Consider the following 20,932-nt stretch of genomic DNA (forward strand, 5'->3'; position numbering starts at 1 on the left):
GGGGGTTTGTTTTTTCCTCACTCCGCTGCTGGGTGGACGCCCCCCCGGCGCCCCCCCCCCCCCCCCCCCCCCCCCCCCGACTCCCTCGGACGTAACAGTGTCATGCGAAGCAGAGCACGTGCGCTTGCGGTAATTGCGATCGGTGGACACTGATTTCCCGGCCGGAATTTTCACAGCGCGGAGAGCGCCCCCGGAACTCGCGCGACCCCTCTCCTATTACGAGGGATTACTCCTCAAGGTAGCCACATGAGTCGGAGGGGGCGGGGGAGCCGCGGGGCTCTCCCTGAGAACGATTCCGCAGGACGGCGAAGCCGGACGAGGACTTAGTGACCAGGGAGAGCCCCGCGGCTCCCCCGCCCCCTCCGACTCATGTGGCGTCCGTCAGGCCGTAATCCCGAAGGCGCGCTGGCACCATGCAAACAGGGGGCCCCAGGCGATGCCGAGAGCCAGCAACGCGAGGGCGTTGAGTGACAGGACGAAGCGTAGCGGCATGTCGGGTTGGGCGCGGACGTCGGTGCCTTCCACGGGGGCGTCGAAGTACATGACTTTGACGACTCGCAGGTAGTAGTAGAGGCCGATGATGGCGAATACGGCGCCGACCACTGCCAGCCAGAGGAAGCCGGCGTCGATGGCGGATTGCAGGACCAGCAGTTTGCCGAAGAAGCCGAACAGTGGGGGTACGCCGGCCAGCGAGAACATCACGAGCATCATCAGGAAGGCGAACCACGGGGAGCGCTGGTTCAGGCCCTTGAAGTCGTCGATTTCCTCGCATTCGAAGCCGGCGCGGGACATGGCCAGGATGATACCGAAGGCTGCCGCCGAGGTGAGCGCGTAGCTGATGGCGTAGAACATGGCGGCCGAGTAGCCCGCGGGGTTGGCCTCTACCAGGCCCAGCAGCAGGAAGCCCATGTGCGAGATGGTGGAATAGGCCAGCAGGCGCTTCAGGTTGGTCTGCACGATGGCCAGGAGGTTGCCGATGGCCAGCGACAGTACTGCCAGTACCGCCAGCATCATTCGCCACTCGTGGGCGTAGGCGCCGAGGCCGGAATCGAGCAGGCGGTAGGCCATGCCGAAGGCGGCGATTTTCTGGGCGGTACCGATGAAGATGGTGACGGCCGTCGGCGCGCCCTGGTACACGTCGGGAATCCACATGTGGAAGGGTGCGGCGCCGAGCTTGAAGCCGATGCCGACGATGGCGAAGACCACGCCGAACAGCATCAGGTTGCGCCACTCGACGTTCTGCACGTGCAGGATGGTGGCAAGGTCCAGCGAATGCGTGGCGCCGTAGATCATCGACATGCCGTACAGCAGCATGCCCGAGGCCAGCGCACCCAGCACGAAGTACTTGATGGCCGCCTCCGACGACAGCTTCGAATCGCGGTTGAGCGCCACCAGGGCGTACGAGCTCAGGGTAAGCAGCTCCAGGCCCAGGTACACCGTGACCAGGCTGCCGGCCGATACCAGCACCATGATGCCGATCACCGCGAACAGGGTAAGCGCGTAGTACTCACCCTCGTTGATGTTCCTGTCGCGCAGGTAGCCGCGCGAGTAGATGAACATCAACGCCGTGGTGAGTAGCGAGAACACCTTCAGGATCTCAGCCACCGGGTCGCGAATGAACATGCCGCTGAAGCCCGACACCGCCGTGGCGGGCTGGCCGTCGATCACCAGCCACGCACCCACCAGCAGCACGATGATCGAGAGCCAGTGGATGGCTACGCGCTGGCCACCCTTGAGAAAGGCATCCATCAGCAGGATCACGCAAGCCGCCACCGTGAGGTAGGCCTCGGGAAGCAGGATCAGGAAGTCATTGAAAGTCGGCATGGGATGTTCCATCAAACCTTGGAGTACGCCAGTTTCTGGACCAGCTGGCCGACCGATGCGTCCATCAGGTGGACGAGCGGCTGGGGCCAGATGCCGAACAGCAGGACTGCGGCAGCGAACGCCGCAAGGACAAAGGTCTCGCGGGCATTGATGTCTTTCATCTCGGCCACGTGGTGGTTGGTGACCTCACCCCACAGCACGCGCTTGACCATCCACAGCGTGTACGCGGCGCCGATGATCAGGGTGAACGCGGCGAACAGCGCGATCCACGGGTTTGCCTGGAAGGCGGCCAGGATCACCATGAACTCGCCGACGAAACCGCTGGTGCCCGGCAGGCCGCTATTGGCCATGGCGAACAACACGTAGAACAGGCCGAACCAGGGCATGACGTTGATCACGCCGCCGTAGTCCTTGATCTGGCGCGTGTGCATGCGGTCGTACAGCACGCCGATGCAGGTAAACATGGCGCCAGAGATGAACCCGTGCGAGATCATCTGGATCATCGCGCCCTGCATGCCCAGGTGAGCCGCCTGCACGTTGTTGTGTTCGCGCACCAGCATGAAGGCGATGAAGATGCCCAGGGTGACAAAACCCATATGCGCGATGGACGAATACGCCACCAGCTTCTTCATGTCTTCCTGGGCCAGGGCCACGTAGCCGATGTACACCACGGCAATCAGGCTAAGCACGATCACCAGCGGCGCGAAATGCTCCGACGCATCGGGCACGATCGGCAGCGAGAAACGCAGGAAGCCGTAGCCGCCGATCTTCAGCATCACCGCCGCCAGCACCACCGAGCCTCCCGTAGGCGCCTCGACGTGCGCATCGGGCAGCCACGTATGCACCGGCACCATCGGCACCTTGATGGCAAAACCCAGCAGGAAGGCGAAGAACAGCCAGGACTGCTCGGTCATCGACAGTGGCAGGTGCGCAAGCGTAGCGATATCGAAGGTATGCGCCTTCGAATACAGGTAGATCAGCCCCACCAGCATGAAGATGGAGCCAAAGAACGTGTAGATGAAGAACTTCAGCGTGGCGTACACGCGCCGCGGGCCGCCCCAGATGCCGATGATGATGAACATCGGGATCAGCATGGCCTCGAAGAACACGTAGAACAGCAAGGCATCGGTGGCGCAGAACACGCCCACCATCAGGCCTTCCAGCACCAGCATGGCAGCCATGTACTGGTGCGTACGCACCGCGATGACCTCCCACGCACCCACGATCACCAGGATCGTGGTGAAAGAGGTGAGCGCGATCAGCGCCACGGAAATGCCATCGACCGCGAGCGAGTAGTGGATGCCGACGCTGGCGATCCAGTTTAAGTTCTCACCCACCTGCATCGTGCCGGTGGAAGGGTCGTACACATGGACCAGCGCCAGGCTCGCGGCGAAAGTCGCCACGGCCACGAGCAGGGAAATCCAGCGCGCGGCATTCGGGCGTTGCCCGCCGGCCAGCAGCACGGGAACCGCGCCGAGGATGGGGAGCCAGATCAGCAGGCTGAGCAAGTGGTTGGACATGGATGCTCTATTCCCTGTGGCTCAGCCCTGCCCGACCAGCCAATACCCGCCCAAGAGCAGGATAAGGCCGAGGATCATGGCGAAGGCGTAGTGATAAAGAAAACCTGACTGCAGGCGGCGGCCGCCCGAAGCGATGCGCTCGACCAGGCTGGCCGAACCGTCGATCAGAACGCCATCGATCACGGCAGCATCGCCGCCGCGCCAGAAGGCACGGCCAAGCTTGACACCGCCCTTGGCGAAGATGGCGAAGTAGACCTCGTCCACCCAATACTTCTTGTCGAGCACGCGCCAGATGGGATGCAGCGCACGCTTGATCGAGTCGGCCAGCGCCGGCTTGAACAGGTAGATGACGGTGGCCACGATGAAGCCAGCCAGCGCCAGCAGGAATGGCAACTGGATGAAGCCGTGCAGCGCCGCGGCGGTGGCGCCGTGGAAGTCACGGGCCAGCTCACCCAGCACATTGTTCTGCTCTTCCACGTGGATGGCCTTACCGAACCAGCCGCCGTACAGCATTGGGCCCACGGTAAAGAAGCCGATCAGCAACGACGGGATCGCCAGCAGTATCAGCGGCACGGTGACCACCCACGGCGACTCGGACGGCGCGTGCTCGAGCTCGCCCGGCGTGTGGTGCGAATCTTCCTTGTGTTCGTCGGCGGCATCGTGACCGTGCGCGTCATGCCCGGGGTCAGAGTGAATACTCTGACCCCCAACAACCGCAGCGTGCCCATGCGCGGCATGGCCATGGCCATGATGGCCGACGACGGTGAAGCGCTCGGCGCCATGGAACGTCATGTACAGCAGGCGGAAGCTATACAACGAGGTCACGAACACGCCCGCCATCACGCAGAAGTAGGCATACCCCGCGCCCCAGCGATGGGACTCGCCCACCGCCTCGATGATGGCGTCCTTCGAATAGAAACCGGCGAAGAACGGCGTACCGGCCAGCGCCAGCGAACCGATCCACATGGTGATCCAGGTGACCGGCATGTACTTGCGCAGGCCGCCCATGTAGCGCATGTCCTGCTCGTGGTGCATACCGATGATCACCGAGCCCGCCCCCAGGAACAGCAGCGCCTTGAAGAAGGCGTGCGTCATCAGGTGGAACACGGCGCCGCTATAGGCCGACACACCCAGGGCAACTGTCATGTAGCCCAGCTGCGACAGCGTTGAATAGGCGATCACGCGCTTGATGTCGTTCTGCACGATACCGATCAGGCCGGTGAACAGCGCGGTGGTGGCGCCGATCACCAGGATGAACGAAAGCGCGCCTTCGCTCATCTCGAACAGCGGCGACATGCGCGCCACCATGAAGATGCCCGCCGTCACCATGGTGGCGGCGTGGATCAGCGCCGAGATCGGCGTGGGGCCTTCCATCGAATCGGGCAGCCACACATGCAAGGGCACCTGGGCAGACTTGCCCATCGCACCGATGAACAGCAGGACGCCGATCACCGTTGCCGCAGGCCACGCGTGGCCACCGACCACCGTGATGGCGCGGCCGGTCAGCGCGCCGGCGCTGTCGAACGCCGTGGCGTAGTCAAGCGTATTAAGGAAATACAGTACTGCGGCGATGCCCAGCAGGAAGCCGAAATCGCCAACGCGGTTGACCACGAACGCCTTGAGGTTGGCGTAGATCGCCGTCGGCTTCTTGTACCAGAAGCCGATCAAGAGGTACGACACCAAGCCTACCGCTTCCCAGCCGAAGAACAGCTGCATGAAGTTGTTGCTCATCACCAGCATCAGCATCGAGAAGGTGAAAAGCGAGATGTAGCTAAAGAACCGCTGGTAGCCCGGATCGTCGGCCATGTAACCGATCGTGTACACGTGCACAAGCAGGGACACGAAGGTCACCACCACCATCATCATGGCGGTGAGCCGGTCGACCATGAAACCCACGCTCACGTGCAGGTTGCCGGCCTGGAACCAGGTGTAGACATCCTGGTTGAAATTCTTAGCGTCCCCCGACACCAGCTGCCACAGCACGTGGATCGAAAGCGCGCAGGCGATGCCCACGCCCAGGATGGTCACGCAGTGCGAGCCAACGCGGCCGATCACGCGGCCGAAGAGTCCAGCCAGCAGCGCGCCAACCAGCGGCGCCAGGGCGATGGTGATCAGGACCGAAAGTGAAAGATCCATGTGCGTCAGCCCTTCATGCTGTCGATTTCGGCGACGTTGATCGTGCTGCGGTTACGGAACAGCAAGGTCAGGATCGCCAGGCCAATGGCCGACTCGGCCGCGGCCACGGTAAGGATGAAGAACACGAACACCTGCCCCTGCACGTCGCCCAGGAAGCGCGAGAAGGCCACGAAGTTGATGTTCACCGCCAGCAGCATCAGTTCGATCGCCATCAGCAGCACGATGACGTTCTTGCGGTTGATGAAGACACCGGCAACCGCGATGCAGAAGAGCACCGCGCCGAGCACGATGAAATGCGCGAGCGTGATCACGGCGAGGTCTCCTGCGACGGGGCAACGGGGGGAACGGTTTCCGTGGGCATCGTTTCCGAAGCCATCTTGACGATGCGCATTCGGGTACGCGGGTCGACCGCCACCTGCTCGGCCGCGGACTGGTGCCGCACGCCACCGCGATGGCGCAAGGTCAGGGCCACGGCGGCCACGATGCCGACGGTAAGGATGATGGCTGCGATTTCGAACGGCAGCAGGAACTGGGTGTACAGCGCATGGCCAAGCCATGCGGTGTTCGAAAGCCCCGCCGCCGCGGCGGGGTCTTCGCCCATGACGTGCAGGCCCATCGCCCGCACGCCGATCATGCCGATCATCTCGGCCAGCATCACCAGCGCCACGATGATGCCCACCGGCAGGTAGCGGGCGAAGCCCTCGCGCACCTGCTCCATCTTGATGTCGAGCATCATCACCACGAACAGGAACAGCACCATCACCGCGCCGACGTAGACCACGATCAGCGCAATGGCCAGGAATTCGGCTTCCGCCAGCAGCCAGATGCAGGCCACGGAGAAAAAGGTAAGCACCAGCGAAAGCACCGCATGCACGGAATTGCGCAGGGTGATCACGGCAAGGGCAGCGCCCACGGCAACCGCACCGAAGGCGTAGAACATGATGAGTTGGATCAGCTGTGGATTCATGTGGTTGTCCTCAGCGGAAAGCCGCGTCCTGGGCCCGTGCAGCGGCGATGTCTTGCTCGAAGCGATCGCCGATGGCCAACAGCTGCAGCTTGTTCACCACGTTCTCGCCGCGGTGCTCGAAGTGGTACTCGTGCACGTGCGTCTCCACGATCGAATCCACCGGGCAGCTTTCCTCGCAGAAACCGCAGTAGATGCACTTGAAGAGGTCGATGTCATAGCGCGTGGTACGGCGCTGGCCGTCCGATTCACGCGGGGCCGAGTCGATGGTGATGGCAAGCGCCGGACACACCGCCTCGCACAGCTTGCAGGCGATGCAGCGTTCCTCGCCGTTGGCGTACCGGCGCAGCGCATGCAGCCCGCGGAAGCGGTTCGACTTGGGAATGTGCTCCATCGGATAACGGACGGTGTACTTGGGCTTGAACATGTAGCGGATGGTCAGGCCCATGCCCTTGAACAACTCGATCAGGAGCAGGCTTTTGAGATAGTGCGTTATGCGAGACATGGTTTGCTTCAAGCCCCCGTGCCGATGGTGACCCAGCCGTAATATTTCATGAGGCCGGCGACGAAGACCCAGACGATGGTGATGGGAATGAATACCTTCCAGCCCAGGCGCATGATCTGGTCATAGCGGTAGCGCGGGAAGCTGGCGCGGAACCAGAGGAACAGGAAGGAGAAAAGGAAGGCCTTGATGAACAGCCAGATGAAGCCGCCGGTCCAGATCCAGTTGATCCAGCGCGGGGCATCGGCGGTGATCCAGCCCTGCAGGGGCGACAGCCAGCCGCCCATGAAGAAGATTGCGGCCAGGAAGCTCACCAGGATCATGCTGGCGTATTCGGCCAGGAAGAAAATGGCGAACGCCGAGCCTGAATATTCCACGTGGAAACCGGCGACGATTTCCGACTCGCCCTCGGCCACGTCGAATGGCGCGCGGTTGGTTTCGGCAACGCCGGAGATGAAGTAGATGATGAACACCGGCAGCAGCGGCAGCCAGTACCAGTCGAAGAAGCCCTTGTTGCCCGCCTGCGCGTGCACGATGTCGGTAAGGTTGAGGCTGCCGGTAAGCACCAGCACGCAGACGACCGACATGCCCATCGCCAGCTCGTAGCTGATCACCTGCGCCGCCGAGCGCATGGCGCCCAGCAAGGCGTAGCGGGAGTTCGATGCCCAGCCAGCCAGGATGATCCCGTAGACGCCCAGGGACGTCATGGCCAGCAGATACAGCACGCCGGCGTTGACGTTGGCCAGCACCATCTTCTCGCCGAAGGGAACGACCGCCCACGCCGCGAACGCGGGCACCAGGGCCAGCATCGGGGCAAGGTAGTAGAGGAACTTCGAGGAATTGGTGGGAAGGATCACTTCCTTGATCAGCAGTTTCACCACATCGGCGAAGGCCTGCAGCATGCCCAGCGGACCGATCTTGTTCGGCCCCATGCGCACGTGCATCCAGCCGATGACCTTGCGCTCCCAGTAGACGAACATCGCCACCGCCAGGATCAGCGGCACGACGATCGCCAGGATGTAGAGCACCGGAAGGAGCAAGTGCGTCCAGAATTGATCGAACATGCGCTTAAGCCTTGCTCAGGGTGAGGGCTGCGCCATACGGCGGCAGCATCGCGGTTTCGTCGTGGCCCGCTTCGATCCAGGCAGCACCAGCCGGCACGGCGCCGGAAACGACCACCGGCAACGGATCGGAGCTACCCACCCGGACGGTATCGCCGTCGGCCAGGCCCGCGGCTTTCGCATCGTCCGCGTGCAGGTACACCGCAGGCTCGCGGTTGAGCGGATGCGCCGCCAGCGCCGTGGCGCGGCGAAGCACCGCATCGCTGCGGTAGATCGGCAGCGTGGCGATGCGGGTGAGGCCACTGCCCTGCTTGGCGGTGAGGTCGGCCAGCATGGCGCGCGGATTCGCCGTGCGCTCGCCGATGGCAGACCTGAGGCCAGCAAGGTCGTCGAACTCGAAGCCCGGCACGGCAAGCGTTCCACCCAGGGCACGCAGTACCTTCCAGCCTGGGCGGCCTTCGCCCGGCGCCTTGGCGCCGGCGGCGATAGCCTGCTCCAGGCCATCGACGTTGGTGAGGCTGCCGTCGTTCTCGGGAGCCAGGGCGATCGGCAGGATCACGCTTGCCACTTCCAGCAACGACTTGCTGGCGTAGGCCGAACAGGCCACCACGGCCTGCGCGTTGTCCAGTGCGCTGAAAGCGGCAGCGCCATCGGCGAAATCGTGCTGCGGCTCGATGCCGTACAACAGGTAGGCCTTGCGTGGCTGGGACAGCATGGCGCGGGCGTCCAGGCCACCGTTGCCCGGCAGCACGCCGACGCGTGCCAGGCCCACGGCGTTGGCACCCACCGGGATCTCGTTATAGGCAGCGTCCGCGGCAGCGGCGATGAACTTCGCCACGGCACGCAGCCAGGACGCCTGCGGATGAAGCGCCGCGGCCTCGCCCAGGATCACCACCGCATCGCCGCCCTTGAGGGTGGCGTATGCGGCGCGGACATCGTCGTCGGCCTTGACACCGTTGATGGCATCGGCCAGCGCACCAGGTGCGGCAGCGCCGTCATCGACAGCGGCGCGGGCAAGGGTAAGCAGTTCCGCCACCAGCGCGTGCGGCGCGGCCACGGCTTCGCCGGCCAGCGGATAGTTGAAGTCGAAGTGCACGGGGTTCACCGCGTACACCTTTGCGCCCTTCTTCACCGCCTGGCGCAGGCGATGGTTGAGCAGCGGCATTTCATGGCGCAGGGCCGAGCCCACCAGCAACGCCGACTTCACCTTGTCCAGCTGGCTCACCGGCAGCGCAAACGGCGTGGCCGTGGCGTTGTCGGCAAAGTCGAGCTGGCGCAGGCGATGGTCGAGGTGCGCGCTGCCCAGACCGCGGGCCAGGCGCACCAGCAGATCGCCTTCTTCATTGGTGGTGGCGCCATGGGCCAGGATGCCGAGATCGGCGCCGGGTGTTTTCTTCAGCGCCTCGGCGGCAACCGCCAGGGCATCGTCCCAGGTGGTGGTTGCCCAGGCACCGTTACGCTTGACCATCGGCGCCTTCAGGCGGTCATCCGCGTACAGGCCCTGATGGCTGTAGCGGTCGCGATCGGACAGCCAGCACTCGTTGATGTTCTCGTTGTCGCGGGGCACCGTACGCAGCACCTCGCCGCGGCGCGAATGCAGCCACAGGTTGGAACCGAGTGCATCGTGGTAGCCCACCGACGGGCGGGCGATCAGTTCCCAGGCACGCGCCTTGAACTGGAACGGCTTGTTGGTGAGCGCGCCCACCGGACAGACGTCGATGATGTTGCCCGAAAGCTCGCTCTCGATCGTCTTGCCGATATACGTGCCGATCTCGAGGTCTTCTCCGCGGCTCATGCCACCCAGTTCGTAGGTGCCGGCGATCTCGCTGGTGAAGCGCACGCAACGGGTGCACTGGATGCAGCGGGTCATCTCGGTGGCGACCAGCGGGCCGAGATCCTCGTCGGAAACGGTGCGCTTGCGTTCGTTGTAACGCGATACCGAACGGCCGTAACCCAGCGAGACGTCCTGCAGTTCGCATTCGCCGCCCTGGTCGCAGATCGGGCAGTCCAGCGGATGGTTGATCAGCAGGAATTCCATCACGTTGCGCTGCGACTTCAGCGCCTTGTCCGAGCGCGTGAACACCTTCATGCCCTCGCCCACCGGCGTAGCGCAAGCCGGTGCGGGCTTGGGCATCTTCTCGATCTCCACCAGGCACATGCGGCAGTTGGCGGCGATGGGAAGCTTGCGGTGGTAGCAGAAACGCGGGATCGGGATTCCCGCGGCGTCGGCCGCGTGGATAATCATCGAACCCTTCGGTACCTGCAGCGAGCGGCCGTCGATCTCGATGTTGACCAGATCGGGCGCTGTGTTGTTGGCGGGCTGCGCACTCATCAGGCGGCCACTCCACGGTTTGCTTGGGCGAGCATGTCTTCGGTCTTGGAACGCTTGTGGGTGACGAAATATTCGAACTCGTCCCAGAAGTGATGCAGGAAGCCCTGCACCGGCCATGCGGCGGCTTCGCCGAAGGCACAGATGGTGTGGCCTTCGATCTGGCCGGCCACGGCCTTCAGGCGATGCAGGTCGTCCTGGGTGCCCTCGCCTTCGACGATGCGGGTGAGCACGCGGTACATCCAGCCGGTGCCTTCGCGGCAAGGCGTGCACTGGCCGCAGGACTCGGCCTTGTAGAACTGCGCGATGCGCTGGCAGGCCTTGACCATGCAGGTGGTGTGGTCCATGACGATCACGGCACCGGAACCCAAGCCCGAACCTGCCTTCTGCAGGCTGTCGTAATCCATGGTGCACTCGGTGATGAGCGACGCGGGCAGCACCTTCATCGACGAGCCACCGGGAATCACGGCCTTGAGCTTGTTGCCGTTGCGGATGCCGCCGGCCATTTCCAAGAGCTCGTTGAACGAGGTGCCCAGGCGAATCTCGTAGTTGGCGGGCTTCGCCACGTGGCCGGACACCGAGAAGATCTTCGGGCCGCCATTGTTGGGCTTGCCCAAATTCAGGAACCAGTCCGCGCCATGGCGCAGGATCGCCGGCACCGACGCATAGGTTTCGGTGTTGTTGATAGTGGTCGGCTTGCCGTACAAGCCGAAGCCTGCCGGGAACGGCGGCTTGAAGCGCGGCTGTCCCTTCTTGCCTTCGAGCGACTCCATCAGCGCGGTTTCTTCGCCGCAGATGTAGGCGCCGGCGCCCAGCGCGGTGTAGATGTCCACATCGAGGTCGCCGCCCAGGCCCTTGCCCAGCAGCCCCGCGGCGTAGGCTTCCTTCAGGGCCTCTTCGAAATTCTCGAAGGGCTCGTGGTGGAATTCACCGCGCAGATAGTTGTAGGCAACGGTGGAGCCGGTGCAATAACAGGCGATGGCCAGGCCCTCGATCACCGCATGCGGGTTGAAGCGCAGGATGTCGCGGTCCTTGCAGGTACCGGGTTCGGATTCATCGGAATTGCACAGGATGTATTTCTGGCCCGGCGCCGTTCGCGGCATGAACGACCACTTCAGACCCGTAGGGAAGCCTGCGCCGCCACGGCCGCGCAGCGAGCTTTTCTTCAGTTCGTCGATGATCGCGCCCGGATCCGGGCGCTCGGCCAGGATCTTCTTCCAGGCTTCGTAGCCGCCGATCGACAGGTAGTTGTCCAACGCCCACGGCTTGTCGAAGTGGAGCGTCGTATAAACGACCTGATGCTCCAGGGGTGCGGGACCGACGGGACCGGTAGTGCTTGCCATCTGCCTTCGCTCCTACTTCAAACCGTCGAGGATCTCGTCGACTTTCGCCGTCGTGAGATTCTCGTGGTAGTGACCGTTAACCACCATCATCGGCGCGCCGCAGCAGGCCGCGAGGCATTCTTCTTCGCGCTTCAAGTAAATGCGGCCGTCGGCCGTGCTTTCGCCGGTGCGGATGCCGAGCTTGCCTTCGCAATGGCGCACGATGTCGTTGGCGCCATTGAGCCAGCACGAGATGTTGGTGCAGACGGCCACGTTGTTGCGGCCCACCGGTACCGTCTCGAACATCGAGTAGAAGCTCGCCACCTCGTAGGCCCATACGGCCGGGAGGTCGAGGTACTTGGCGGTGGCGGTAATGAGCGTATCGGTAAGGAAGCCGCGGTTCTGCTCCTGGGCCGCCATCAACCCCTGGATCAGCGCCGAGCGCTTGCGGTCCGGCGGGAATTTCGACACCCAGTGGTCGATGTGATCGCGGGTGTGCTGCTCGAGCACCGCGATCGGATCGACATCCTTGACCTCGGCGTAATGTCCTGTTGCTTTCATGTTCTTGTCCCGTCGCCCTTAGCGATCGACTTCGCCGAAGACGAGGTCGTAAGTGCCAATCATGGCGACCACGTCGGCGAGCATGTGGCCACGCACCACCGCGTCCATCGAGGACAGGTGGGCGAAGCCCGGTGCGCGCAAGTGCACGCGGAAAGGTTTGTTGGCGCCGTCGGACACCAGGTAGCAGCCGAATTCACCCTTGGGTGCTTCCACCGCCTTGTAGGTTTCGCCGGCGGGCACGCCGTAGCCTTCGGTGAACAGCTTGAAGTGGTGGATCAGGGCTTCCATGTCCTCCTTCATGTCGGCGCGGCTGGGCGGCGCCACCTTGAAGTTCTGCACCATCACCGGGCCGGGGTTGGCCCGCAGCCACTTCACGCACTGCTTGATGATGCGGTTGGACTGGCGCATTTCTTCCATGCGTACCAGGTACCGGTCGTAGCAATCGCCATTGACGCCGACGGGGATATCGAAATCCATCTCGGCGTAAGACGCATACGGCTGCTTCTTGCGCAGGTCCCAGGCGATGCCCGAACCGCGCAACATGGCGCCGGTCATGCCCCACGCCTGTGCCTTCTCCGGCGAAATCACGCCGATGCCCACCGTACGCTGCTTCCAGATGCGGTTATCGGTGAGCAGGCTTTCGTACTCGGCCACGCGCTCGGGGAAGTCGTCGGTGAACGCGTCGAGATAATCGAGCATGGAGCCTTCGCGCCATGCATTGATGCGCTTCAGATCCGCGCCCTTGTGCCAGGGGGATTCGCGGTACTGCGGCATCTGCGTGGGCAGGTCGCGGTAGACGCCGCCCGGGCGGTAGTACGTGGCGTGCATGCGCGCACCGGACACCGCCTCGTAGCAATCCATGAGCTCTTCGCGCTCGCGGAAGGCGTACAGGAACACCGCCATGGCGCCGAGGTCGAGCGCATTGGAACCGACCCACATCAGGTGGTTCAGGATGCGGGTGATCTCGTCGAACATGGTGCGGATGTACTGCGCGCGCACCGGTGCCTCAATACCCATGAGGTTTTCGATGGCGCCGACGTAAGCGTGCTCGTTGCACATCATCGAGACGTAATCCAGTCGATCCATGTAGCCGATCGACTGGTTGAACGGCTTGGACTCGGCGAGCTTCTCGGTGCCGCGGTGCAGCAGGCCCACATGGGGATCGGCGCGGACCACCGTTTCGCCATCCATCTCCAGCACCAGGCGCAGCACACCGTGCGCGGCCGGATGCTGGGGGCCGAAGTTCATCGTGTAGTTGCGGATTTCCTGCATGTTCAGTTCTCGCGCCAGCGGTCGGCGGCTTCGGCACGGGCCTGGTCGAGGTCGGCGTCGTTGCGGATGGTGCGCGGTACCAGCACGCGCGGCTCGATGGATACCGGTTCGTAGATCACGCGCTTCTGCTCGGGGTCGTAGCGCACCTCGACATTGCCGATCAGCGGGAAATCCTTGCGGAACGGATGGCCGACGAAACCGTAGTCGGTGAGGATGCGGCGAAGATCGGGATGGCCTTCGAAGATGATGCCGTAGAGGTCGAAGGTTTCGCGTTCGAACCAGTCGGCGCCCGGCCAGATGCCGGTAAGCGAAGGCACCACCGGCAGCATGTCGTCTTCGCAGAAGATACGCAGGCGGATACGGCGGTTGTGTTCGATCGACAGCAGGTGGACCACGGCGGCAAAGCGGCGCGGCTGGCCTGTTTCACGCGGACGCTCGGCCCAGTTGAAACGGCCCATGGCCTGGCCTTCGACGCCGCGCGAGAAACCCTCGCCCTGGGCGGTGTCGGTATCCCATTCGGTCTGGCCGTAGCCCAGGTAATCGACGCCGCAGGTGTCGATATAGACACTGAAGCGGAATTCGGCCTCGTCACGCAGGGCCTTGGCCACCGCCAGCAGATCGCCGGCGGCGACTTCGGCGGTGACTTCGTTGCGCACCACGGTGACGCGCAGCGTATCGCCGAAGCGCGCAGCAAGGCGGCCGACAAGCGGGGTCTGGAGGTTTTCGCTCATGTGCGGTCCTTCAGCGCGCGATGGTGTGGGTGCGGCGGATTTTCTTCTGCAACTGCAAGATGCCGTGGATCAGGGCTTCGGCCGTGGGCGGGCAGCCCGGCACGTAGATGTCCACAGGCACGATGCGGTCGCAGCCGCGCACCACGGAATAGGAATAGTGGTAATAGCCGCCGCCGTTGGCGCACGAACCCATGGAAATTACCCACTTCGGTTCGGGCATCTGGTCGTAGACCTTGCGCAGCGCCGGGGCCATCTTGTTGACCAGGGTGCCGGCCACGATCATCACGTCGGACTGGCGGGGGCTGGGACGGAAGATCACGCCGTAGCGGTCCAGGTCCAGGCGGGCGGCGCCAGCGTGCATCATCTCAACCGCGCAGCAGGCAAGGCCGAAGGTCATCGGCCACATCGACCCCGTGCGCGCCCAGTTCATCAGCGCATCCACGCTGGTGGTGGCGAAACCGCGCTGGACGATCGGGCTGTCACCGTTCGGCCGCAGGATGTCGTCGACGATATTGAGCGGCGGCGGGTTGTGCATCACCCGGTCGATGCTGGACATCACTCCCATTCGAGCGCTCCCTTCTTCCAGACGTAGGCGAAACCGATCACCAGCAACAGCAGGAACAGCCCCATCTCCACCAGGGCGATCACGCCGAGGTCCGAGAACACCGTGGCCCACGGAAACAGGAAAGCGATTTCCAGGTCGAAGATGATGAAAAGGATGGCGATCAGGTAGTACCTGACGTCGAACTTCATGCGAGCGTCTTCGAACGCCTCGAAACCGCATTCATAAGGAGCGAGCTTTTCGGCAGTGGGCCGGCTGGTACCGGCCAGCAGGCCGATCACCAGCAAGGCAATACCCAGCCCGATGGCAACGGCGATGAACAACAGGACGGGCCAGTATTCGGCGAGCACGGCAACACGTACCTCCGCGCCTTGGGGACTTCGGCGCATCAGTGACCACTCGTGGGGCGAGCAGTCTGGTCAAGGAGCCCCGGCGGCGGCACGGCCGAGCGCAAGGGACATCCACCATGGAACGGAAAGAAAACGATTAACCGTCCCATTGTACCAGTCGGTACAGGGATTCAGACAAGGCTTAAAAGGGTAATCTTCCCGTGGTGCGGCAATTGACCTTCAATTACATCGTCTGCGTCGGCCGCTCGGAGGCCAGCATGCCCGCCAGGATATTCTCGATGCGCGCACGAGCGGCCTCGCCATCGGATGTTTCGTTGAACTGCACGCCGATGCCGGCCGTGCGGTTGCCCTGTGCGCCGATGGGGGTGATCCATACCACTTTGCCGGCCACCGAAAGGCGTTCGGATTCGTCGATCAGGGTAAGAAGCAGGACCACTTCGTCACCCAGGCTGTAGCGCTGGGCTGTGGGGGCGAATATGCCACCGCCCTTCAGGAAAGGCATGTAGGCCTGGTAGAGCGCGGCTTCATCCTTGATCTTGAGGGAAATGATGCCCTGTCGGGGTGCGGCGGAGACGTTCATGCGAATCCCGAAAAGGTGGGGCAAGGCCTCATGCTAGCGACCCGGCGCCGCGCGGAGCAAGCTCGGCCCATCCCCAGTGGTCGAATATCCACGGCGAGCGGAGGGGCAAGGAGAGTTTCACGAAACCTCCACGTTCCAGCAGGGGGTCGTGCAGGACCCATCCCTGCCGCGTGTGTTCCAGCGGGGCATCGCGCCATCGCCAGTGACTGCTCCCCTGCCCCGATACCACCAGAAGCTGCAGGCCCGGCCTGATCCATACCGGCGGATGCCAGGGCAAGGCCGCTTGCGGCGGCGTGGGCAAGGCGAAGGTTTCATCCGGCTGGACCATGCCAAGCATGCGCTTACCGCTGAGGCTCAGCTGGGTGCGGTGCTCACGTACGGCGCTGCGCTTGCCCGCTTCGATCGTCGGCGTCAACGGCAGCCTGGCGGCAGCGGTACCCACATCGACCCGGCCGTGGATCATGTAGGTGACGACGTGCGTCTCCGGCGCGGCAGCCCTCGCCGCCAGGCGGGCCATCACATGGGCGCTGCCGTGGTCGGGATGGCGGTCGCCCAGGGCGGGCAACACCATCAGGGTGGGAGCGGTGTCGGCGACCACCGCATCGATCGCCGCTATCGCGGCGGAGGCATCGCGCGACAGGCAACCGGTGACGTCCATGTCGTGCCAGCCCAGGGCGTGCAGTGAGGATTCACTCACTCCCAGTCTCGCCAGCGCCGCGCGTACCTCGCCCCGGCGCCGCGTTCCCCAACGTGCCCGGGCCTGCGCATCGATGACGATGCGGCGTTCCATATAGCGCTGCGGCCAAGGGTTGTCGTCGCCGTCGGTGAGCAACAGCACGTCCACGCTCCCGCCCGCGCCCAGTACCGCCTGGATCAGGCCACCCACCGCCAGGGATTCGTCATCCGGATGGGGCGAGACCACCAGCATGCGCACGCGCTCGTTGAGCGGCGGCAGCACTGTTCCCACGCGTGCGGTGGCTGCGCCCAGCCCATCGAAACGGCCATCGGCGGCGACGCTTATCGCCATGCGGACAGCAACTCCAGCATGACCAGGTCCGTGCGCAGCGGCCCCCGCAAGGCTTCGCGCGCGCGATTGGCCGAGGCAAACCAGGCGTCCAGGGCGAAACCGTCCAGCGCGCTGCCCAGCGGTGCTTCCCCGCCCTGCGCGCGGGCCCGGGACTCCTCAGCCACGGCCTGGGCCGCGAACCAGAGGTAGGCCGGCGGCGTGGCCGCCTGCCAACGCCGGGCTATTTCCATCGGATCGCCGCGGCCCGAGGCCAGGGCCCGAAGGTCGTTGCGGACTTCGTGGCGGGCCTTCAGCTGCCCTTGCGCCGCCCACGCGCGGGCTTGCCCCGGATTGCCGTTAGCGGCGGCAAGCGCCGTTGCCGCATCGGACACACCTTCAGCTTCAAGCCACGCCATCGCCATTTCAGCCGAAGGCAGGTTGAAATCCACGCGCTGGGTTCGACTGCGGATCGTCGCCGGCAGCCGCCATGGGGCATCGGCCACCAACACCAGCAAGGTTTCGCGGGACGGTTCCTCGAGGGTCTTGAGCAAGGCATTGGCGGCCGCCGTGTTCATCGTATCGGCCGGATCGATGCTGGCGACCTGCCAGCCGCCGAACTGGCTGGACATGGCCAGGCGCTGCGAGAGCTCGCGCACCTGGTCGATGACGATTTCCGTGCGGGGTGTACCGTCCTTGCGCAAGCCAAGGCCGATGGTGGCGCGATCGGGATGGGTGCCGGCCGCGTACAGCAGGCAGGCCTTGCACCGTCCACAGGCATCGCCATCCACGGGTGCCTGGCACAGCAGGGCCTGGGCCAGGCGATCGAGGAATATGCGCTTGCCCAGGCCGGGCGGACCGGCCAGCAACAGGGCGTGGGGCATCACCCCGCGCTCGCGACGGCCTTTGAGCAGGGTCCAGGGTTCTTCGTGCCACGGCATCGGTGTCATGGCTTGCATGATGCCACCTGCATGTGCAGGGAACGTCACTGGCATCGATGCAGCTGGTAACAGGCCACGGCGCGGTTGTGTTCGGCAAGCGACGCTGAGAACACATGGCTGCCGTCGCCACGCGAAACGAAATACAGCTCGCTGCCTGCCGCCGGATGGGTAGCAGCTTCGAGCGCGGGCTTGCCCGGCATGGCGATGGGCGTCGGCGGCAGGCCGGCGCGGGTGTAGGTGTTGTACGGCGTGTCCTGGCCCAGGTCCGCCTTGTGGATGTTGCCGGCGTAAGCGGCGCCCATGCCGTAGATCACCGTGGGATCGGTCTGCAGCAGCATGTGCTGTTGCAGGCGCCGCACGAACACCCCGGCGATCCGCGGGCGCTCGTCGGCACGACCGGTTTCCTTCTCCACGATCGAGGCCAGGATCAGTGCCTCGTCCGCCGACGCCAGCGGCAGGTCGGTGGCACGGTTCGCCCACGCCTGATCCAGTGCCTTGGCCATGGCGGCATGGGCACGCTTCAGGATATCCAGGTCGCTGTCGCCCTTGACGTAGGCATAGGTCTCGGGAAGGAAGCGTCCTTCGGGAAACTGCCCCGGTGCGCCGATCTGCTTCATGACGTCGTCGTCGGAAAGGCTTGCCGCCACCTGCGAGAGCTTGTCGCCGCGCGCAAGCGCATGCCGCAGGTCGAGGAATGTCCAGCCATCGACGATCGTCACGTAGCGCTGGATCACGCGACCGGCCGCCATGCTGTCCAGCAAGCCGCGCGGCGTGGTGCCCGGCATGAGCGCGTACTCACCTGCGTGCAGGCGTCCGGCCACACCCATCTGTGCCGCCAGCGCCCGCCAGTACCAGGGCGACGCGCGGGTGATGCCACGCTGGCGCAGGTCCGCCACGATGTCACGGAAACTGGTGCCGCGACCCACGTCGATGGTGTCGCCGGCCGCCGGAATGGCGAGCGGAGCACGGGTGAAGCGCACGTAGTCGAAACCGAGGAATCCACCGGCCACGAGGATCAGTACGACGACGGCAAGTAGCGGGCGCAGCAGCGCGCGGCCGCGTGGATGCTTCATGGTTGCTCCGCAGGACGCAAGGGTGGCATGCCGGCGGTGGTCCATGCCGCCTGCAGGGCTCTTACCACCGGACCTGTCGCATAGTGCCGGTCGCCGATGGCGCGAACCGGAAGCATGCCGCGAACGGAGGACGCAAGGAATACCTCCGAGGCCGACGCCAGCATGGCTCGGTCGATATCGGCTTCGACCGCGTCCGGCAGGCTTGCCATCGCCAGGCGCCGGCCCACGCCGGCCACGCCGCAGCGATGTAGCGCCGGGAACATCGGTACACCATCGACGACCAGGCCGATCGAAGCCGCGGTGGTGCTGATCACCCGGTCATCCATGTCCAGCATCAGCCCATCGATGAAGGAAGGATCCTCCCACTCGGCACGCGCCAGCACCTGTTCCAGGCGGTTGAGGTGCTTGATGCCGGCAAGCCTCGGTTGCAACGACCAGCGCGTGGAGCATTCGAACAGCGCCACGCCATGGGTCGCCATGAAGGGATCGGCGTGATGCACGGGTGACGCGACCACGATCAGGCGTCCGGAAACCGTCGCCTGGCGTGCATAGCCCCTTGGACCACTGCCCGCTGTCCAGGTGATGCGCACCACGGCGTCATCCAGGCCATCGGCGGCGGCGGAAACTTCATCGGCGAGCATGGCAGACGCTGGCTGCGGCAGCTGAAGCCTGCGGCAGCCTTCCTCCAGCCGCTCCATGTGCCACGTCCACAATGGCGCCCTGCCCGCCACCACGCGCATGGTTTCAAACAGGCCGTCGCCGTACGCCAGGCCGCGGTCGCCCACAGGCAGTTCCGTGGCCGCCCGTCCGTCCACGCGCCAGCGGGCCGGATCGTTCACGACAGGTCGCCGAGTGTCCGCAGCATGCCCCGCGCCTTGGCCCGGGTCTCGGCAAGCTCCCGCTGGGCGTCGGAATCGGCGACGATGCCGGCGCCGGCGCGCAGGCTTAGCCGCGTGCCTTCCAGCGTCATGGTGCGGATCAGGATGTTGAGGTCCATGCTGCCGTCGCGATCGAGATAACCCATGGAACCGGTGTAAGCGCCGCGCCCTACGCCTTCGATCGAAGCGATGATCTGCATGCAGCGCACCTTCGGACAGCCGGTGATGGTGCCGCCGGGAAACGTGGCCGCGATCACCTGCCCCGGTGTCACGCCCTCGCGCAGCCGGCCACGCACGTTGCTGACGATGTGATGCACATGGGCATAGGACTCCACCGTCATCAGTTCATCCACCTCGACGCTGCCCGGCTCGCAGACGCGGCCCAAGTCGTTGCGCTCCAGGTCGATCAGCATCACGTGCTCGGCACGCTCCTTGGGATGGGCGTGCAATTCCTGCACCATGCGTGCGTCATCGTCGTTGGCGTGGCGCGGGCGAGTGCCGGCGATCGGCCTCACCTGTACCACCCCGTCGCGCGAGGACACCAACCGCTCGGGCGATGAACTGACGATGGCCCATTCGCGCCATTGCAGCAGGCCGGCGAATGGAGCGGGATTGGCCGCTCGCAGTGCCGCGGCGAGCTGCGCCGGCGGCAGTGGTTCGGCGAACCGCGCGCGCCATTGCCGGGAAAGATTCACCTGGAAAATATCGCCCGCGGCAAGATGCTCGTGGATGCGTGCCACGCCGTCGATGAACCGTGCCGCTTCGTCCTCGTCGATCGACAAGGGCGCAGGCAACGGTGCCCAGGACCGTTCATCGCCGGCCTGGTCCAGATCCGCGGCCATGTCATCGATGAGCGATGCGTAGCGTTCCTCAGCCACCAGGATGGTCTGGTCGAGCTCGTGATCGACGATGATCGCGGCCGGGCAGCGCAGCGCCATCGCGATCGGCAGACTTCCGGGCGCGGCGGGAAGCCAGAGGCTGGGCTCCACTTCGCGGGCCAGTTCATAGCCCAGGAATACCATCCAGCCACCGGCAAACGGCAGGCCATCGGTGCGCGGCTCGGTGCGCTGGTCGCGCCAGGCGTCATCGAGCGCGTCGAGGAAACCACGCGTGAGCACGCGCTCGCCCTCGCGGACGATGCCATCGCGCCCCAGGCAAAGCTCGCCCTGCGGGAAGGCGAAGAGCAGGTCGTAGCGCGCCTGCGCCGTGCCTCGCACGGCGCTATCGAGCAAGCCCGGGTAGCGTTCAGGCCACGCGGCGGCCAGCGCGAGCAGGTCGCGGCGGCCGGCCAGTTGGCGGGTAACGTGCGCCACGGCCAGCCGC

The 20,932-nt window shown here is 64.8% G+C and carries 20 protein-coding genes; all 20 read right to left on the bottom strand.

What is annotated here, in order from left to right; genetic code table 11:
- Positions 1-381: 381 nt before the first annotated feature.
- The 20 genes from nuoN to NDK18_RS02790 all read right to left on the bottom strand — a co-directional run bounded on the left by nuoN (position 382) and on the right by NDK18_RS02790 (position 20,928).
- Positions 382-1,824, bottom strand: coding sequence for an NADH-quinone oxidoreductase subunit NuoN (gene nuoN / locus NDK18_RS02695; RefSeq protein WP_250627025.1), 1,443 nt, complete (start codon positions 1,822-1,824; stop codon positions 382-384).
- A gap of 11 nt (positions 1,825-1,835) precedes the next feature.
- Positions 1,836-3,344 (bottom strand): NADH-quinone oxidoreductase subunit M, encoded by a 1,509-nt coding sequence (locus NDK18_RS02700; protein WP_250625856.1) that lies wholly within the window; start codon positions 3,342-3,344, stop codon positions 1,836-1,838.
- 21 nt (positions 3,345-3,365) lie between these two features.
- Positions 3,366-5,480, bottom strand: coding sequence for an NADH-quinone oxidoreductase subunit L (nuoL, locus tag NDK18_RS02705; protein ID WP_250627026.1), 2,115 nt, complete (start codon positions 5,478-5,480; stop codon positions 3,366-3,368).
- Positions 5,481-5,485: 5 nt separating this feature from the next.
- Positions 5,486-5,791 (bottom strand): NADH-quinone oxidoreductase subunit NuoK, encoded by a 306-nt coding sequence (nuoK, locus tag NDK18_RS02710; protein WP_250625854.1) that lies wholly within the window; start codon positions 5,789-5,791, stop codon positions 5,486-5,488.
- Entirely contained in the window at positions 5,788-6,447 is a 660-nt protein-coding gene (locus NDK18_RS02715) for an NADH-quinone oxidoreductase subunit J (RefSeq protein WP_250625853.1), read from the bottom strand. The genes nuoK and NDK18_RS02715 overlap by 4 nt, the downstream gene beginning before the upstream one ends.
- 10 nt (positions 6,448-6,457) lie before the next feature.
- Complete coding sequence (nuoI, locus tag NDK18_RS02720) at positions 6,458-6,949, bottom strand: NADH-quinone oxidoreductase subunit NuoI (protein WP_250625852.1); 492 nt, start codon at positions 6,947-6,949, stop codon at positions 6,458-6,460.
- Positions 6,950-6,957: 8 nt separating this feature from the next.
- Positions 6,958-8,010, bottom strand: coding sequence for an NADH-quinone oxidoreductase subunit NuoH (nuoH, locus tag NDK18_RS02725; RefSeq protein ID WP_250625851.1), 1,053 nt, complete (start codon positions 8,008-8,010; stop codon positions 6,958-6,960).
- 4 nt (positions 8,011-8,014) lie between these two features.
- Positions 8,015-10,339 (bottom strand): NADH-quinone oxidoreductase subunit NuoG, encoded by a 2,325-nt coding sequence (nuoG, locus tag NDK18_RS02730; RefSeq protein WP_250627027.1) that lies wholly within the window; start codon positions 10,337-10,339, stop codon positions 8,015-8,017.
- Complete coding sequence (gene nuoF, locus NDK18_RS02735; RefSeq protein ID WP_250625849.1) at positions 10,339-11,679, bottom strand: NADH-quinone oxidoreductase subunit NuoF; 1,341 nt, start codon at positions 11,677-11,679, stop codon at positions 10,339-10,341. The genes nuoG and nuoF overlap by 1 nt, the downstream gene beginning before the upstream one ends.
- Before the next feature lie 12 nt (positions 11,680-11,691).
- Positions 11,692-12,219, bottom strand: a complete 528-nt coding sequence (gene nuoE / locus NDK18_RS02740; RefSeq protein WP_250627028.1) for an NADH-quinone oxidoreductase subunit NuoE — start codon at positions 12,217-12,219, stop codon at positions 11,692-11,694.
- An 18-nt stretch (positions 12,220-12,237) separates the two neighbouring features.
- Positions 12,238-13,491 (bottom strand): NADH-quinone oxidoreductase subunit D, encoded by a 1,254-nt coding sequence (locus NDK18_RS02745; protein ID WP_250625847.1) that lies wholly within the window; start codon positions 13,489-13,491, stop codon positions 12,238-12,240.
- Between the two features lie 2 nt (positions 13,492-13,493).
- Positions 13,494-14,222 carry an NADH-quinone oxidoreductase subunit C gene (locus tag NDK18_RS02750; protein ID WP_250625846.1) on the bottom strand — a complete coding sequence of 243 codons (729 nt, stop codon included), beginning with the start codon at positions 14,220-14,222 and terminating at the stop codon, positions 13,494-13,496.
- 10 nt (positions 14,223-14,232) lie between these two features.
- Positions 14,233-14,787: a NuoB/complex I 20 kDa subunit family protein gene (locus tag NDK18_RS02755; protein WP_250625845.1), complete on the bottom strand. Its 555-nt coding sequence runs from the start codon at positions 14,785-14,787 to the stop codon at positions 14,233-14,235.
- The gene (locus NDK18_RS02760; protein WP_250625922.1) at positions 14,778-15,134 is read right to left on the bottom strand and encodes an NADH-quinone oxidoreductase subunit A; all 357 of its coding nucleotides are present in this window, start codon (positions 15,132-15,134) and stop codon (positions 14,778-14,780) included. The genes NDK18_RS02755 and NDK18_RS02760 overlap by 10 nt, the downstream gene beginning before the upstream one ends.
- 223 nt (positions 15,135-15,357) lie before the next feature.
- On the bottom strand, positions 15,358-15,714 hold the full coding sequence (locus tag NDK18_RS02765) for a PilZ domain-containing protein (RefSeq protein WP_250625844.1): 357 nt from the start codon (positions 15,712-15,714) through the stop codon (positions 15,358-15,360).
- Positions 15,715-15,742: 28 nt separating this feature from the next.
- The gene (locus NDK18_RS02770) at positions 15,743-16,741 is read right to left on the bottom strand and encodes a PIG-L deacetylase family protein (RefSeq protein ID WP_250625843.1); all 999 of its coding nucleotides are present in this window, start codon (positions 16,739-16,741) and stop codon (positions 15,743-15,745) included.
- The gene (holB, locus tag NDK18_RS02775) at positions 16,732-17,667 is read right to left on the bottom strand and encodes a DNA polymerase III subunit delta' (RefSeq protein ID WP_250625921.1); all 936 of its coding nucleotides are present in this window, start codon (positions 17,665-17,667) and stop codon (positions 16,732-16,734) included. Before holB ends, NDK18_RS02770 begins: the two co-directional genes overlap by 10 nt.
- A gap of 35 nt (positions 17,668-17,702) precedes the next feature.
- Complete coding sequence (mltG, locus tag NDK18_RS02780) at positions 17,703-18,731, bottom strand: endolytic transglycosylase MltG (protein ID WP_250627029.1); 1,029 nt, start codon at positions 18,729-18,731, stop codon at positions 17,703-17,705.
- Positions 18,728-19,570, bottom strand: a complete 843-nt coding sequence (gene pabC / locus NDK18_RS02785; protein WP_250627030.1) for an aminodeoxychorismate lyase — start codon at positions 19,568-19,570, stop codon at positions 18,728-18,730. The genes mltG and pabC overlap by 4 nt, the downstream gene beginning before the upstream one ends.
- Positions 19,567-20,928: an aminodeoxychorismate synthase component I gene (locus NDK18_RS02790; protein ID WP_425502743.1), complete on the bottom strand. Its 1,362-nt coding sequence runs from the start codon at positions 20,926-20,928 to the stop codon at positions 19,567-19,569. The genes pabC and NDK18_RS02790 overlap by 4 nt, the downstream gene beginning before the upstream one ends.
- Between the last annotated feature and the right edge of the window lie 4 nt (positions 20,929-20,932).

Origin of the sequence: Pinirhizobacter soli, assembly GCF_015905305.1 — a bacterium.
Classification (GTDB): domain Bacteria; phylum Pseudomonadota; class Gammaproteobacteria; order Xanthomonadales; family Rhodanobacteraceae; genus Pinirhizobacter; species Pinirhizobacter soli.